Here is a 13,584-nt window from a genome sequence, read left to right as displayed (position 1 = left end):
CCCGGTCTGGACGGGGGGTCTACGGATTCGACACTATCTCTTATCGGAGACGATCGGCCGCCATGCTGGTCGGCGAGTGCCTGGGGGAACCGAATGCCCGAGGGAACCGGCAGCGATCCGCGCCGCAAGACCACGCCCGCCCGCTGGCGGGTGCTCGGCCACCCGGACGGGATCCTCGTCTACGAGGGCCAGTGCATGGTCGAGAACCCCGACTGGAGTGAGACGGTCGCCGACAAGACGTACAAGGTGGTGCTGGGCCGCTCCGGCGCGTCCCAATACCGGATCAACGGCCGGTCGGTGCTCGTCGACCCCACCTCGTTGGTGATCACCCGGCCCGGTGACGAGCAGTCGGCGGCGCACCCGTACGGCTGCGGCGACTCGTTCACCTGCCTGGAGATCGACCCGGAGGTGCTGGCGGACCGGCCGGACGGGGCCCGTTGGCTCGATCGGTCCGGCTGGGACGGCCACTCGGACGCCTCCCTGGACCTGGCGCACCGGTTACTGGTGGCGGAGTCCCTGCGTGGTCTGGACCGGTTCGAGATGGCCGAGCGGCTGCACCGGTTCCTCGGCCGGTTGCTCCAGCACAGCGCCCTGGCCGGGGACGACGAAGGGGCCGAGATCGACCGCGCGGTACGGCGGCGGCCGGCGACGTTGGCCGCTCACCGGCAGCTCGCCGACCGGGCCCGCGAGGTGCTGGCCACCTCGGACTTCACCCTGGGCCTCGCCGAGGTCGCCCGTACGGTGGGTGCCTCGCCGTACCACCTCAGCCGGGTCTTCCAGCGGGTCACCGGCAGCAGCCTCACCGCCTACCGCAACCGGCTACGGGTCCGGGCGGTGCTGGACACCCTCGCCGAGCCGGATGGTCCGCCGCTGGGCCGGCTGGCCAGCGACTACGGCTTCACCGACCAGTCGCACCTGACCCGGGTGGTCCGGGAACAGGTCGGCCATCCGCCGGCCCGGCTGCGCAAGTTGCTCGTCCCGAAGCGACCGGCCGCCGACCGACCGCAAATCTGAGCAAATTTCTACAAGAACGAAGACCACCCCGAAGGCGAGGATTGATCGCATCAGCCCGGAACGGTCACCGGACAGGCGGCCGGACGGGGGTATGCGGGCCCGTACGGGGGTGCCCGACACCCCCTGCCGGGCACCGGGTGGCCCACCTCGCGGCAACCCCGAAGGTGCCGTGCAGTCCCTGCACGGCACCTTCGCCCTTCTCCGCCCACGCCGGCCCGTCCGGCGGATCTTGACCGGGTACGCCGGGCACGGTGCGGTGAGGCGAGCTGCCCCGACCGGTTTCCGGTTCACCGCCGCCCCGCCCCGGGTGGCCAGCATGGGCACGTTCCCGGTCCGCGCCTTCGCCACGGTCGACGGCTGAGCAGCCGCCCACCCGCCGATCCGGCGTCGATCATGGCGGTCCGACAGCCGGCCAGGCGGGTCGACGGGTGCTCAGGCGGCTCGGGCCGCGCCCGGGTCGAGCCGGCTCACCAGCCGTCGGGACAGGTGGCCAGCGCACGTGACTGCGCCAGGTCGATCGGCCAGCGTTCGACGTCGGAGCCGGCGGAGAGCTCCAGCAACAGGCCCGACGGCGGGGTCGGACCGACGTCCATCCGCCACAGGCCGACCCTGACCTGGATCACCTCGTCGCCCCGCACGGCCGTGCCGATCAGCCGGGACAGGTGCAGATCGTTCGACCCGGCGCAGGCGGGGCCGGGCAGACACCAAGGTGGATGAACGGGGTTCGGTAGGTTACTCATGGGCCAGGGTCGTCCTTTCCTGGTCAAGGCCCGGGGAGCGGAGTGCCAGCTCCACCCCGGGCCGCCCTGTTTCGGCGGTGGGCCTGCCACGGCCACCCGATATCTATGTGGCAGACCTGCCACGGTCGCCACCTCCAAGCTATGACTACCTGTCATGCCAGGTCAAGACCTGTCAGCACTTTTGATTGACGCTCCACCGGCCGCCGTGATCACATGGGCTTCACCTGCCACGGAAGTCTGCCCATGCCTGCGTACACCAAGAAACAGCAAGTCATCGACGCGCTGACCCGGCGTATCGAATCGGGTGAGTACCCACCGGGTGGCAAGCTGCCCTCGGGCACCGAGCTTTGCGCGGAGTTCGGGGTGTCGCGCCAGGTGGTTCGCTCCGCCGTCGACTGGCTCAAGGCGCGCGGACTGGTGGAGGGCGCACCGGGCGCCGGTGTCTTCGTGCGGGAACCAGGCGCCCGGTAGCGCCAATCACTGGCCGGCGGAGGGTGAGACCACCGCGACCCGGCCGCCCGGCTCCGGCTTGGTGGGGTACGCGGGAAACGCCACGACCGGAACCAACCGCCCGCCACCAGCGGACATCACCCGACGAAACCCCACAGGCCGGGTATTACGGATCATAGGCTGGGCCGATGGACGAGGAGCCGCGTACCCGGGACTGGCTGCCCCGCACGGTGGCGCTGCTGGTCGGCACGCTGGCGCTGGCCACCGCGTTCATCGCGGCCTACGTCGGCGCGCTGCACCAGCCGCACCCCCGGGACGTGCCGGTCGGCGTGGTGACCGGCGACCAGCGCGCCGAGTCGCTGCTGGCCGCCGTGCGCGCCCGCACCGACACCATCGAACCCGTCGGGTACGACAGCCCCGGCGCGGCCGACGACGCGCTCACCGCCCGCCAGGTGTACGCCGTGCTGACCTCGACCCCCGACGGCACGCTCGTCCTGACCACCGCCAGCGCCTCGGCCCCGGCCGCCACCGAACTGGTCACCCAGGTCCTCACCCCGGCCGCCCAGCAGGCCCGACTGCCGCTGACCGTCACCGACCAGGTGCCAGTCTCCCCCGACGACCCGCGCGGCCTGGTGCCGTTCTACCTGGCCGTCGGGCTGGTGCTCGGCGGCTACCTGGCCTCGACCGCGCTCGGCGTCTCGCTCGGCACCGCCCCACGCGGCCTGCGCCGGGCCGGGCTGCGGATCGGCTCGTTGGCGGTGCACGCGGTGCTGCTCGGGACCATCGGCGCGGTGCTGGTCGGCCCGGTGCTCGGTGTCTGGGACCACGACCTGGTCGCGGTGGCGGCGGTCGGCGTGCTCACCGTCTTCACCGCCGCGATGGTGGCCGCCGCGGTGCAGGGCTGGCTGGGGCTGCTCGGCACCGGGCTGGTGATCCTGCTGCTGGTGGTGCTCGGCAACCCCGGCTCCGGCGGCATCTACGCCCCGGAGTTCCTGCCCGCCGCGCTGCGCGGCATGCACCGCTGGAACGTCCCCGGCCTCGCCACCGACCTACTCAAGTCGGTGGTCTACTTCGACTGGCGGTCCACCCGCTGGCCGCTGGCCGGGCTGCTGCTCTGGGCCGTCCTCGGGGTGTCCGGCCTGCTCACCGCCGCCCTGTTCCGCAGCCGACGGGCCGATTCGGCGGGAGCCACCCGGTGAGGTCGCCCCGATCGTGGGGAACGTGACACACCGCACCCCTTCCTCCCCGACCGGGCCGCGCGGATACCATCCAGGGAGTCGGACAGCGCTGTCCTTCGTACTCACGTAAGGAGCGCACGTGACCGACCAGCACGATCACGACGGGCCCGACGCCGCCCTGCGGGCCGACATCCGCCGGCTCGGCACCCTGCTCGGTCAGACCCTGGCCCGCCAGGAGGGTCGACCGCTGCTCGACCTGGTCGAGGAGATCCGCGCCCAGGTCCGCTCCGACGCGCCGGCCGCCGCCCAGCGCCTCGGCGGGCTCGACGTGACCACCGGCACCCGGCTGGCCCGCGCCTTCTCCACCTACTTCCACCTGGCCAACATCACCGAGCAGGTGCACCGCGCCCGGGACCTGCGCCGCCGTCGGGCGGTCCAGGGCGGCTGGCTGGACCAGGCCGCCAAGATGATCGCCGAGCGCGGGGTACCGGCCGAGGAGATCGCCGCCGCCGCCCGCCGGCTCGCGGTACGCCCCGTCTTCACCGCCCACCCCACCGAGGCGGCCCGCCGGTCGATCCTGTCCAAGCTGCGCGCCATCGCCGACGAGCTGGACGCCGAGACCGCCAACGCCATCCTCTACGGTGCCAGCGACGAGGCCCCGGCCAACCGCCGTCTCGCCGAACTCCTCGACCTGATGTGGCAGACCGACGAGCTGCGCCTCGACCGGCCCGACCCGACCGACGAGGCCCGCAACGCGATCTACTACCTGCGCGACCTGTACGCCGAGGCCGCCCCGCAGGTCCTCGACGACCTGGCCGACACGCTGCGCACCCTCGGCGTGGAGACCTCGCCGACGTCCCGCCCGCTGACCTTCGGCACCTGGATCGGCGGCGACCGGGACGGCAACCCGTTCGTCACCCCCGCCGTCACCCGCGAGGTGCTGCGCATCCAGCACGAGCACGGCATCGCGGCCACCGAGGCGGCGATGGAGCACCTGGTCAACGAGGTCTCCGTCTCCCGCCGGCTGCGCGCCGTATCGCTGGACCTGTCGGCCAGCCTCGCCGCCGACCTGGACGCGCTGCCCGAGGTGGCCCCCCGCTTCCGGCGGGTCAACGCCGAGGAGCCCTACCGACTCAAGGCCCGCTGCGTGAAGGCGAAGCTGGCCAACACCCGGGAGCGGCTGCGCGCCGGCACCCCACACGTGCCCGGCCGGGACTACCAGGGCTCCGCCGAGCTGGTCGCCGACCTGGAGCTGCTGCGCGCCTCGCTGGCCCGCAACTCCGGGCAGCTCACCGCCGTCGGCCGGCTGGCGTCGACCATCCGTACCGTCTCCGCGTTCGGCCTGCACCTGGCCACCATGGACGTCCGGGAGCACGCCGAGAAGCACCACGAGGTGCTCACCCAGCTCTACGCGGCGGTCGGCGAGGTGTCGGACTACCCGTCGCTGAGCCGGCTGGAGCGCACCAAGCTGCTCGCCGACGAGCTGACCGGCCGCCGGCCGCTGTCCACCCTGGACACCCCGTTGACCGAGGCGGCGCGCAAGACGTTCGACGTGTTCGGGGCGATCCGCGAGGCGCAGGACCGGTTCGGCGGCGAGGTCATCGAGTCGTACATCATCTCGATGACGCTCGGCGTGGACGACGTCCTCGCCGCGGTGGTGCTGGCCCGGGAGGCCGGCCTGGTCGACGTGCACACCGGGCGGGCCCGGATCGGCTTCGTGCCGCTGCTGGAGACCCCGGCCGAGCTGAACGCCGGCGGTGAGCTGCTCGACGAGCTGCTGTCCCTGCCGGCCTACCGGGCGCTGGTCGCGGCCCGGGGCGACGTGCAGGAGGTGATGCTGGGCTACTCCGACTCCAACAAGGAGGCCGGCATCACCACCAGCCAGTGGTCCATCCACCGGGCCCAGCGGGCGCTGCGGGACGTGGCCGCCCGGCACGGCGTGCACCTGCGGCTGTTCCACGGCCGGGGCGGCACCGTCGGCCGGGGCGGCGGCCCCACCCACGAGGCCATCCTGGCCCAGCCGTACGGCACCCTGGACGGCGCGATCAAGGTGACCGAGCAGGGCGAGGTCATCTCCGACAAGTACACCCTTCCGGCGCTGGCCCGGGAGAACCTGGAGCTGACCGTGGCCGCGGTGCTCCAGGCGACGCTGCTGCACACCGCCCCCCGGCAGCCCGCCGAGCAGCTCGAACGCTGGGACGCGGCGATGGACGTGGTCTCCGAGTCGGCCTTCCGGTCCTACCGTGGCCTGGTCGAGGACCCGGACCTGCCGGCGTACTTCTGGGCGTCCACGCCGACCGAACTGCTGGGCGCGCTCAACATCGGCTCCCGGCCGGCGAAGCGGCCCAACACCGGGGCCGGCCTGGGCGGGCTGCGGGCCATCCCGTGGGTGTTCGGCTGGACGCAGACCCGGCAGATCGTGCCGGGCTGGTTCGGGGTCGGCTCCGGCCTGGCCGCCGCCCGCGCGGCGGGCCTGGAGGACGTGCTGGCCGAGATGAACCGCAACTGGCACTTCTTCCGCACGTTCCTGTCGAACGTGGAGATGATGCTGACCAAGACCGACCTCAGCATCGCCCGCCGGTACGTGGAGACGCTGGTCCCCGAGCAGCTGCACCCGATCTTCGACAAGATCGAGCAGGAGTACGAGCTGACCAAGCAGGAGGTGCTCGCGGTCACCTCGTCGCCGGCCCTGCTGGAGAACTCGCCGGTGCTCCAGCGCACCCTCGCGGTGCGCGACACCTACCTGGAGCCGCTGCACCACCTCCAGGTCGCCCTGCTGCGGCAGTACCGCGACTCCGGCGCCGCCGGCCGGGCGGTGGCCACCGCGCCGGGTGGCCGACGCGCCCCCAGCGACGGTACGGCTCTGGAGCGCGCCCTGCTCACCACGGTCAACGGCATCGCCGCCGGGATGCGCAACACCGGCTGACCGACGCCGCCCCTGCCGCCGCCCCGGCGGTGGTGGGGGCCGGCCGGGCCGGAGTCCACACCCCTGCGGGGCTTCCGGCCGGCGGCACCGGATCAGAAGTCGCCGCCCCCGAAATCACCGCCGCCGAAGTCGCCCCCACCACCGAAGTCACCCCCACCGAAGTCACCCGCGGTGCCGAAATCGCCGCCCGGATCCCCGGCGGTGCCGAAGTCGCCGCCGAAGTCCGCGCCGTCGCCGAAGCCCTCCTGGTAGCCGGCGTCGTAACCGGGGTCGGCGAAGGCCGGCGAGAAGAGCGCGTCGGCGATCAGCATCCCGCCGACCACACCGACGCCGGCCCCCAGCGCGGTCTTCCACCAGGGCGTCGAGTACCAGCCGGCCGGCACCGGCCGCCCCTGGTAGCGCCCGCCCGGGTAGTAGTACGGGGTGTCCCGGCCGGGCTGCGGACCGGCCCTGAAGGTCTGCCCCTGCACGTCCACCTGACGGTCCCGGGTGATCTCCCCGGCCCCCTGCGCGGCGGCCAGCGGGGGCAGCTCCGGCCCGGGGTCCAGGCCGAGCGCCACCCGGGCGGCCCGGGCGTAGGCGAGCCCCTCCAGGGCGGTCTCCCGGGCCAGCCGGAACTGGTGGACGGTGCGTGCCTGCTCCAGCTGGCTGCCCGCCGCGTTGTACCGCTCACCCGCGTCGACCAGGGCCTGGCGTACCGCCGGCTCGTCGCCGTGCAGGTTCATCACCTGGCCGCCGAGGCGTTCGTACCAGCGCTGGGCGTCGGCGCGGACGTCGGCGAGGCTGCGCGCCTCCCGGGCCGCCTTCTCCCGCCGCCACCAGACGAAACCACCGGCCAGCATGGCGACCAGGATGAGCACGAGCAGAAATTCCATCCCCCGAACGTACCCGGGGGCGTCGAGTCGTACCCGTTTGGCAAGCTCTGGTGATGGACTTCTCGACGCTGGCCGTGGTGGTGGTCTGCCTCGCCGCCGGCGGCGCGGTCGGCTGGTACGCCGCCCGCTCCCGGTCGGCCACCGAGATCGCCCGGCTGGAGGCCACCCTCGCCGCCACCCGGGAGGGCGAGAGCCGGCTGGAGCAGTCGATGCGGGCGCTGAGCTACGAGGCGACAGCCCAGTCCCAGGAGGCGGTGGCCCGCGCGGTCGCCCCGCTGCACGACACCCTGCGCCGCTACGAGACCCGGGTCGGCGAGCTGGAACGGGACCGGGTCGACGCCTACGCCGAGCTGCGCGAACAGGTCCGCTCGATGGGGGCCGTCTCGAGCGAGCTGCGCACCGAGACCAAGCAGCTGGTCGCCGCGCTGCGCGCCCCGCAGGTACGCGGGCGCTGGGGCGAGCACCAGCTCCGCCGGATCGTCGAGGCGGCCGGCATGCTGGAGCACTGTGACTTCAGCGAGCAGGTCACCGCCGCCACCGACCACCAGGGGGTCCGCCCCGACCTGGTGGTCCGGCTGCACGGCGGGCGGACGGTGGTGGTGGACGCCAAGGCCCCCTTCGACGCCTACCTGACGGCGATGGAGGCGCGTGACGAATCCGGCCGAAACATCCATCTCGACCGGCACGCCAAGCACCTGCGCGGGCACGTCGACGCGCTGGCCGCGAAGACCTACTGGGCGGCGTTCGACGACACCCCGGAGTTCGTGGTGCTGTTCGTGCCGGCCGACCCGTTCCTGGACGTGGCGTTGCAGCGCGACCCGACGCTGTTGGAGCACGCGTTCGCCCGCAACGTGGTGCTGGCCACCCCGGCCACCCTGGTCGCGCTGCTGCGGACGGTGGCGTACTCGTGGCGGCAGGAGGCGCTGGCCCGCAACGCGGTGGCGGTGCACTCGCTGGCCCGCGAGCTCTACGGCCGGCTGTCCACCCTGGGCGATCACGTCGGCAAGCTCGGCACCTCGCTCGGCGGCGCGGTCACGGCGTACAACCGGGCGGTCGGTTCGTTGGAGGCGCGGGTGCTGGTCAGTGCGCGCAAGCTGGCCGAGCTGGGCGTCTCCGACCAGGAGCTGACCACGCCCGGCCAGGTCGAGGTGGCCCCCCGCCAGCCCCAGGCCCCCGAGCTGCTCCCCACCGACGACCGCCCCTGACCCCCACGCGGCGGGGCGCACGGGGCGCTGGGCGGGGCGCATGGGGCGCTGGGCGCGCGGGGCGAGGCGCAATGTCGCCGATGTGGCGGTATCAGGGCGGCTGGACACCGCAATATCGGCGACATCGCGTCGACCCGGGCCGGGCCGACCCGGGCCGGGCCGGGCGGGTCAGGAGCGGCGGGCGGATTCCACCAGGAACGGGACACCCTGCTGGCAGGTGCTCGTCAGGTCGGGTTGGGCCCGGCCGGTGACGGTGACCCGGGCTCCCTTCACGAGCACGTCGGTGGGGCCGCCGACCAACTGGTGACCGTCGAGCAGCAGGCACCCCGGCTCGACCCCCGCCTCGACGGTGCCGGTCAGCTCCGTCGCGCCCGGACCGGGCGGCAGCCGTGGGCCACCGGGCGGCGGCTTCACACCGGGCGGCGGCTTCAGCCCGCCGGGCGGCACCGACCCGGCCGGTGGTGCGGACGGGGCCACCGAGCCCGGCGGCGCGGACGGCGGCACGGCGTCCGACGGGGTGACCGGGTCCGAGGGGGTGACCGTGGGCGGCGGGGAACTGGTCGGGACGGCCGGCGGCCCGGTGACGTCGGCACCGTCACCACAGCCGGCGAGCGCCACACCGGCGGCCAGCAGCACGACGACCGCCATCCGAGGAGTTCTCATACCCACTGCGACGCGCCCCGTCCGTGATCCGTTCCGTCCGCTGGGAACCCGCCGGACGTACCGGCGCTCCACTCCGCCACCGCCGCCGACGAAGACCGAGGCCGGCGGGCCACCGCCGGACCCGCCGGGCACGGTCGGCGTACCGCCCCGTGCCGGGGTCGCCACGGACGATCCCCGCCCGCGGCTGATCCAGGGTCAGCCGCGGGCTGCGGCCTTCATGTCGCGCTTGAGCTCCTGCGGCAGCGAGAAGGTCAGCCGCTCGTTGGCGGTGACCACCTCGTCCACGTCGGTGAAGCCCCGCTCGGCGAGGTAGGCCAGCACCTCCTGGACCAGCTCGTCCGGCACGCTCGCGCCGGAGGTCAGCCCGACGGTGCCGGCACCGGCGAGCCAGGCGTCGTCGATCTCGTGGGCGAAGTCGATCAGGTAACCGGCGCGGGCGCCGGCGTCCAGGGCCACCTCGACCAGGCGTACCGAGTTGGACGAGTTGCGCGAGCCGACCACGAGCACCACGTCGCAGTCCGGGGCGATCTCCTTGACCACGTGCTGACGGTTGGAGGTGGCGTAGCAGATGTCGTCGCTGGGCGGCGACTGGAGCAGCGGCAGCCGGGTCTTGAGCCGGGCCACCGTCTCCAGCGTCTCGTCCACCGACAGGGTGGTCTGGGAGAGCCAGACGACCTTGTTCGGGTCGCGCACGGTGATCCGGTCGGCGTCGTCGGGGCCGTCGACCAGCTGGATGTGGGCGGGGGCCTCCCCGGCGGTGCCGATGACCTCCTCGTGCCCCTCGTGGCCGATCAGCAGGATGTCGTAGTCCTCCGCGGCGAACCGCTTGGCCTCCTGGTGCACCTTGGTCACCAGCGGGCAGGTCGCGTCGATCGCCTTGAGCGACCGGGCCTTGGCCTGCTCGTAGACCTCGGGGGCGACGCCGTGCGCGGAGAAGACGACGGTGGCCCCCTCCGGCACCTCCTCGTTCTCCTCCACGAAGATCGCGCCCTGGGCCTCCAGGGTCCGCACCACGTGCTTGTTGTGCACGATCTGCTTGCGGACGTAGATCGGAGCGCCGTAGAGCTTCAGCGCCTCCTCGACGGTCTGCACCGCCCGGTCGACCCCCGCGCAGTACCCGCGGGGCTTGGCCAGGAGCACGCGCTTGCCGGTCTTGGGGGTCGCCTCAGCCTCGGTCACCCGCCCATCGTACGTGCCGGCATCTCCCCCGGCAGCGGCTGCGACCGGGGCCACAGCGGGGGTACGGCGGGACGCGCGGCACGGGCGGTCGGGGCCGCCCCGGATCGTCGGAGGCGGACCGTAGGGTGGGCGGGTGACCGACGCCCCGCGCAGCACCCCCGAGGAGCCCTGGCCGGTCCGGGTGGTCAGCCAGAAGGTCGGCGCCTGGATCGCCAAGCTCGGTTGGGTCTGGGTCGACGGGCAGGTGGCGCAGATCAGCCGCCGGCCGGGAGCGGGCACCGTCTTCCTCACCCTGCGCGACCCGTCGGCCGATCTCAGCCTCACCGTCACCACCAACCGGGACGTCCTGGACGCCGGTGCGCCGGAGCTGCGCGAGGGCGCCCGGGTGGTGCTGCACGCCAAGCCGGAGTTCTACGCGGCCCGGGGCACGCTCAGCCTGCGCGCCGACGAGATCCGCCAGGTCGGGCTCGGTGAGCTGCTGGCCCGGCTGGAGAAACTCAAGAAGCTGCTCGCCGCCGAGGGGCTGTTCGACAGGTCCCGCAAGCGCCGGCCGCCGTTCCTGCCGCAGCGGGTCGGCCTGATCACCGGTCGGGCGTCGGCGGCCGAGCGGGACGTGTTGACCAATGCCCGGCGGCGCTGGCCGGCGGTGGAGTTCCGCACGGTCAACGTGGCGGTGCAGGGGCCGGGGGCGGTGTCGCAGATCGTCGACGCGCTGCGGGTCCTCGACGCCGACGAGCACGTCGACGTGATCGTCCTGGCCCGGGGCGGCGGTGGCATCGAGGATCTGCTGCCCTTCTCCGACGAGGCGCTGTGCCGGGCGGTCTTCGCCTGTCGTACCCCGGTGGTCAGCGCGATCGGCCACGAGACGGACGCCCCGCTGGTCGACTACGTCGCCGACGTCCGCGCGTCCACCCCCACGGACGCGGCCAAGCGGGTCGTCCCCGACCTGGCCGACGAGGTACGCCTGATCGGCCAGGCCCGGTCCCGGCTGGAGCGGGCGGTCCGCAACCTGCTCGACCGGGAGTCACACCGGCTGGCCCTGTTCCGGTCCCGCCCGGTGCTGGCCCGCCCGCAGGTGATGGTCGAGCAGCGGGCCGTCGAGGTGACCGCGCTGCGCGACCGTTCGATCCGCAGCCTGACCCACCGGCTCGGGGCGGCCACCGACGACCTGGGGCACACCGTGGCCCGGCTGCGTGCGCTCTCCCCCGCCGCCACCCTCGACCGGGGTTACGCCATCGTGCAGCGCGCCGACGGGCACGTGGTCCGGGCGGCCGACGAGGTGGCCGGTGGCGACCCGCTGCGGGTACGCCTCGCCGAGGGTGAGCTGACCGCGACCGTGCAGGAGACGAGGACGAGATGAGCGACCGGAACCCCGACGAGCGGCTCAGCTACGAGCAGGCCCGCGCCGAGTTGGCCCAGGTGGTGGAGCGGCTGGAGGCGGGCGGCACCTCGTTGGAGGAGTCGCTGGCGCTGTGGGAGCGCGGCGAGCGGCTCGCCGCGGACTGCCAACGTGCCCTCGACGGCGCACGGGCCCGGATCGACGCCGCCCGGTCGACCCCGGAGTCCTGACCGCGCGCGACGGGCCGGGGTCAGTCGGGCCGGCGGGGCGGACGGGTCAGTCGGCGAGGCGGATGCGTACCCGACGGTTCTGCCGGCCCTTGCTCTCCACCTTGACGACCCGGAGCCGCCCCACCTGCCCGATGGACGCGACGTGGGTGCCGCCGTCGGCCTGCACGTCGAGGCCCTCGATGTCGACGATCCGGACCTCCTGCTCGTCCGGGGGGATCAGGTTGGTCTGGGTACGCACGATGTCGGGGATGGCCAGCGCCTCGTCGCGCGGCAGCACCCGTACGGAGACCCGCCGGTCGGTGGCCAGTTCCTTGTTGACCGCCTCTTCGAGCAGCCCCTTGAAACCCTCGGGGACCTGCGGCAGGTTGAAGTCCATCCGGGCCTCGCCGGGCTCCATGTTGCCGCCGGTCACCAACGCGCCGAAGTCGCGGAACACCACCCCGCAGAGCACGTGCAGCCCGGAGTGGGTCCGCATCAGCGTGAACCGGCGGGCGTCCTCGACCGCCCCCTGGACCTCGACACCGACCGGTGGTACCGGGTCGCCCTCGGCCGGGATCAGGTACAGGTCGTCGCCCTTGTGGGTGCCGACGATCCGGGTCTGCACCCCCTGCCACAGCAGGACGCCGTGGTCCGGTGGCTGGCCGCCGCCGCCCGGGTAGAAGGCGGACCGGTCCAGCACGATGCCGCGCTCGGGGTCGACGTGCACCACCCGGCAGGTCCACTCGCGCAGCGAGGGGTCGGCCAGGTCGAGGCGCTCGGTACGTCCGTGCCGGGAGATGCCCATGACGGCGCAGCGTACTACCGGTGGGCGCGCACCGTCAGCCCTGCCGCGCCGGTCCGGCCGGTGGCCCGACCGGGCCGGTGGCGGGATGGTCCGGGACCGTCCCGCCACCGGTCGACCGACGTCAGTTGAACAGGTTGTACAGCTCCTGGGGCGCCTCGACCACCTGGTCGGCGGCGGGCTTCTGGGCGGCGGTGGCGTTGCCGTAGTCGGAGTAAGTGATCTTGATGTCCTGCGCGGCGCTCTGGCCGGCGGCCGGGATCTGGACCACCATCTCGCTGAGCCGGCCCTGCGGGTCCAGCTTCGCGGTGAACGGCACCGACTTCGCCTGCGCGCCCAGCGCGGTGATCACCGTCGAGTCGACGGAACCGGCCTCGGCGGCCTTCGACACGTCCAGGGTGCCGGCGTAGCTGCCCTCACCGGTCTGCCGGACCTCGGTGATGCCCTGGGTCAGCACCGCACTGCCCGCCGGGTCGATCTTGTCGAAGTCGAAGCCGAGCGACTTGTTGCCCTTGATCCGGGTCTGGTCGAGGTGCTGGTACTTGCCGAGGCTGAGCTTCTGCGCCCCGGGGATGCTGCTGGCCGACGTGCCGCCGAGGTCCAGCTTCACCCAGCTGTCCGGCTTGGCGTGGATCACGTCCAGGTTCATCATCAGGTCCGAGGACGCGTCACCGATGCTCAGCTTGATCTGGGCGCTCTGACTGGGCTGGTGCACCTGCCCCTCGGCGGTGGAGCCCACCCCGGTCATGGTGAACCGGAAGTTGCCGTTGCGGATCTCGTTGGTGGAGTTGAGCAGGGCCTGCTTGGCGTCGGAGGTGCCGGGCGAGGCGCTGCCCGAGGCGGCGCTGCCGGAGGCCGACGGGGATGCGGAGGCCCCCGCCTCGCCGCTCCCGGAGTTGTTGCAGGCGGCCAGGCCGGGGGTGAGCAGCGCCGCGGCGAAGACCGCCGCGCTGAAACGTCGAATGGTCACGTCAGGCTCTCCAGTCGGGTCGTCCGGCCCCCGG

Annotated in this window: 13 protein-coding genes; 7 read left to right on the top strand and 6 right to left on the bottom strand. The window is 73.4% G+C overall.

Going from position 1 to position 13,584, the window contains the following annotated elements:
• Positions 1-93: 93 nt before the first annotated feature.
• Positions 94-1,014, top strand: a complete 921-nt coding sequence (locus O7625_RS12105) for an AraC family transcriptional regulator (RefSeq protein WP_282345928.1) — start codon at positions 94-96, stop codon at positions 1,012-1,014.
• A 467-nt stretch (positions 1,015-1,481) separates the two neighbouring features.
• On the opposite strand, the gene O7625_RS12100 is transcribed toward O7625_RS12105, so the two are convergent.
• Complete coding sequence (locus tag O7625_RS12100) at positions 1,482-1,754, bottom strand: hypothetical protein (RefSeq protein ID WP_282345927.1); 273 nt, start codon at positions 1,752-1,754, stop codon at positions 1,482-1,484.
• Positions 1,755-1,997: 243 nt separating this feature from the next.
• Here O7625_RS12100 and O7625_RS12095 point away from each other — a divergent pair, with 243 nt between their 5' ends.
• The 3 genes from O7625_RS12095 to ppc all read left to right on the top strand — a co-directional run bounded on the left by O7625_RS12095 (position 1,998) and on the right by ppc (position 6,308).
• Positions 1,998-2,225 (top strand): winged helix-turn-helix domain-containing protein, encoded by a 228-nt coding sequence (locus tag O7625_RS12095; protein ID WP_282345926.1) that lies wholly within the window; start codon positions 1,998-2,000, stop codon positions 2,223-2,225.
• 167 nt (positions 2,226-2,392) lie between these two features.
• Positions 2,393-3,403 carry a hypothetical protein gene (locus O7625_RS12090; RefSeq protein WP_282345925.1) on the top strand — a complete coding sequence of 337 codons (1,011 nt, stop codon included), beginning with the start codon at positions 2,393-2,395 and terminating at the stop codon, positions 3,401-3,403.
• A gap of 118 nt (positions 3,404-3,521) precedes the next feature.
• Complete coding sequence (gene ppc, locus O7625_RS12085) at positions 3,522-6,308, top strand: phosphoenolpyruvate carboxylase (protein WP_282345924.1); 2,787 nt, start codon at positions 3,522-3,524, stop codon at positions 6,306-6,308.
• 92 nt (positions 6,309-6,400) lie between these two features.
• Here the strand turns inward: ppc and O7625_RS12080 are convergent, their stop codons facing one another.
• On the bottom strand, positions 6,401-7,183 hold the full coding sequence (locus tag O7625_RS12080; protein ID WP_282345923.1) for a hypothetical protein: 783 nt from the start codon (positions 7,181-7,183) through the stop codon (positions 6,401-6,403).
• A gap of 53 nt (positions 7,184-7,236) precedes the next feature.
• Here O7625_RS12080 and O7625_RS12075 point away from each other — a divergent pair, with 53 nt between their 5' ends.
• The gene (locus O7625_RS12075; RefSeq protein WP_282345922.1) at positions 7,237-8,388 is read left to right on the top strand and encodes a DNA recombination protein RmuC; all 1,152 of its coding nucleotides are present in this window, start codon (positions 7,237-7,239) and stop codon (positions 8,386-8,388) included.
• 168 nt (positions 8,389-8,556) lie between these two features.
• Here the strand turns inward: O7625_RS12075 and O7625_RS12070 are convergent, their stop codons facing one another.
• The gene (locus tag O7625_RS12070; RefSeq protein ID WP_282345920.1) at positions 8,557-9,051 is read right to left on the bottom strand and encodes a hypothetical protein; all 495 of its coding nucleotides are present in this window, start codon (positions 9,049-9,051) and stop codon (positions 8,557-8,559) included.
• A 195-nt stretch (positions 9,052-9,246) separates the two neighbouring features.
• Positions 9,247-10,230: a 4-hydroxy-3-methylbut-2-enyl diphosphate reductase gene (locus tag O7625_RS12065; protein ID WP_067302820.1), complete on the bottom strand. Its 984-nt coding sequence runs from the start codon at positions 10,228-10,230 to the stop codon at positions 9,247-9,249.
• 133 nt (positions 10,231-10,363) lie between these two features.
• Here O7625_RS12065 and xseA point away from each other — a divergent pair, with 133 nt between their 5' ends.
• Both xseA and O7625_RS12055 read left to right on the top strand, forming a co-directional pair.
• The gene (gene xseA, locus O7625_RS12060) at positions 10,364-11,590 is read left to right on the top strand and encodes an exodeoxyribonuclease VII large subunit (protein WP_282345916.1); all 1,227 of its coding nucleotides are present in this window, start codon (positions 10,364-10,366) and stop codon (positions 11,588-11,590) included.
• Complete coding sequence (locus O7625_RS12055) at positions 11,587-11,799, top strand: exodeoxyribonuclease VII small subunit (RefSeq protein WP_067302822.1); 213 nt, start codon at positions 11,587-11,589, stop codon at positions 11,797-11,799. Before xseA ends, O7625_RS12055 begins: the two co-directional genes overlap by 4 nt.
• A 46-nt stretch (positions 11,800-11,845) precedes the next feature.
• On the opposite strand, the gene O7625_RS12050 is transcribed toward O7625_RS12055, so the two are convergent.
• Both O7625_RS12050 and O7625_RS12045 read right to left on the bottom strand, forming a co-directional pair.
• The gene (locus O7625_RS12050; protein ID WP_282345915.1) at positions 11,846-12,583 is read right to left on the bottom strand and encodes an alanyl-tRNA editing protein; all 738 of its coding nucleotides are present in this window, start codon (positions 12,581-12,583) and stop codon (positions 11,846-11,848) included.
• A gap of 121 nt (positions 12,584-12,704) precedes the next feature.
• Entirely contained in the window at positions 12,705-13,550 is an 846-nt protein-coding gene (locus O7625_RS12045; RefSeq protein WP_067302828.1) for a hypothetical protein, read from the bottom strand.
• Positions 13,551-13,584: the final 34 nt, after the last annotated feature.

Source organism: Micromonospora sp. WMMD714, assembly GCF_029581315.1.
Classification (GTDB): Bacteria; Actinomycetota; Actinomycetes; order Mycobacteriales; family Micromonosporaceae; genus Micromonospora; species Micromonospora rifamycinica.
The sequence above is the reverse complement of the archived record's forward strand: the minus strand, read 5'-3'. Positions and strand labels throughout refer to the sequence as shown.

Bases quoted from the DNA above. Each gene is read 5' to 3' on its own strand.
- O7625_RS12075 (WP_282345922.1), top strand. From the start codon at position 7,237: ATGGACTTCTCGACGCTGGCCGTGGTGGTGGTCTGCCTCGCCGCCGGC.
- O7625_RS12050 (WP_282345915.1), bottom strand. From the start codon at position 12,583: ATGGGCATCTCCCGGCACGGACGTACCGAGCGCCTCGACCTGGCCGAC.
- O7625_RS12070 (WP_282345920.1), bottom strand. From the start codon at position 9,051: ATGAGAACTCCTCGGATGGCGGTCGTCGTGCTGCTGGCCGCCGGTGTG.
- O7625_RS12090 (WP_282345925.1), top strand. From the start codon at position 2,393: ATGGACGAGGAGCCGCGTACCCGGGACTGGCTGCCCCGCACGGTGGCG.
- O7625_RS12095 (WP_282345926.1), top strand. From the start codon at position 1,998: ATGCCTGCGTACACCAAGAAACAGCAAGTCATCGACGCGCTGACCCGG.
- O7625_RS12100 (WP_282345927.1), bottom strand. From the start codon at position 1,754: ATGAGTAACCTACCGAACCCCGTTCATCCACCTTGGTGTCTGCCCGGC.
- O7625_RS12080 (WP_282345923.1), bottom strand. From the start codon at position 7,183: ATGGAATTTCTGCTCGTGCTCATCCTGGTCGCCATGCTGGCCGGTGGT.
- O7625_RS12105 (WP_282345928.1), top strand. From the start codon at position 94: ATGCCCGAGGGAACCGGCAGCGATCCGCGCCGCAAGACCACGCCCGCC.
- O7625_RS12055 (WP_067302822.1), top strand. From the start codon at position 11,587: ATGAGCGACCGGAACCCCGACGAGCGGCTCAGCTACGAGCAGGCCCGC.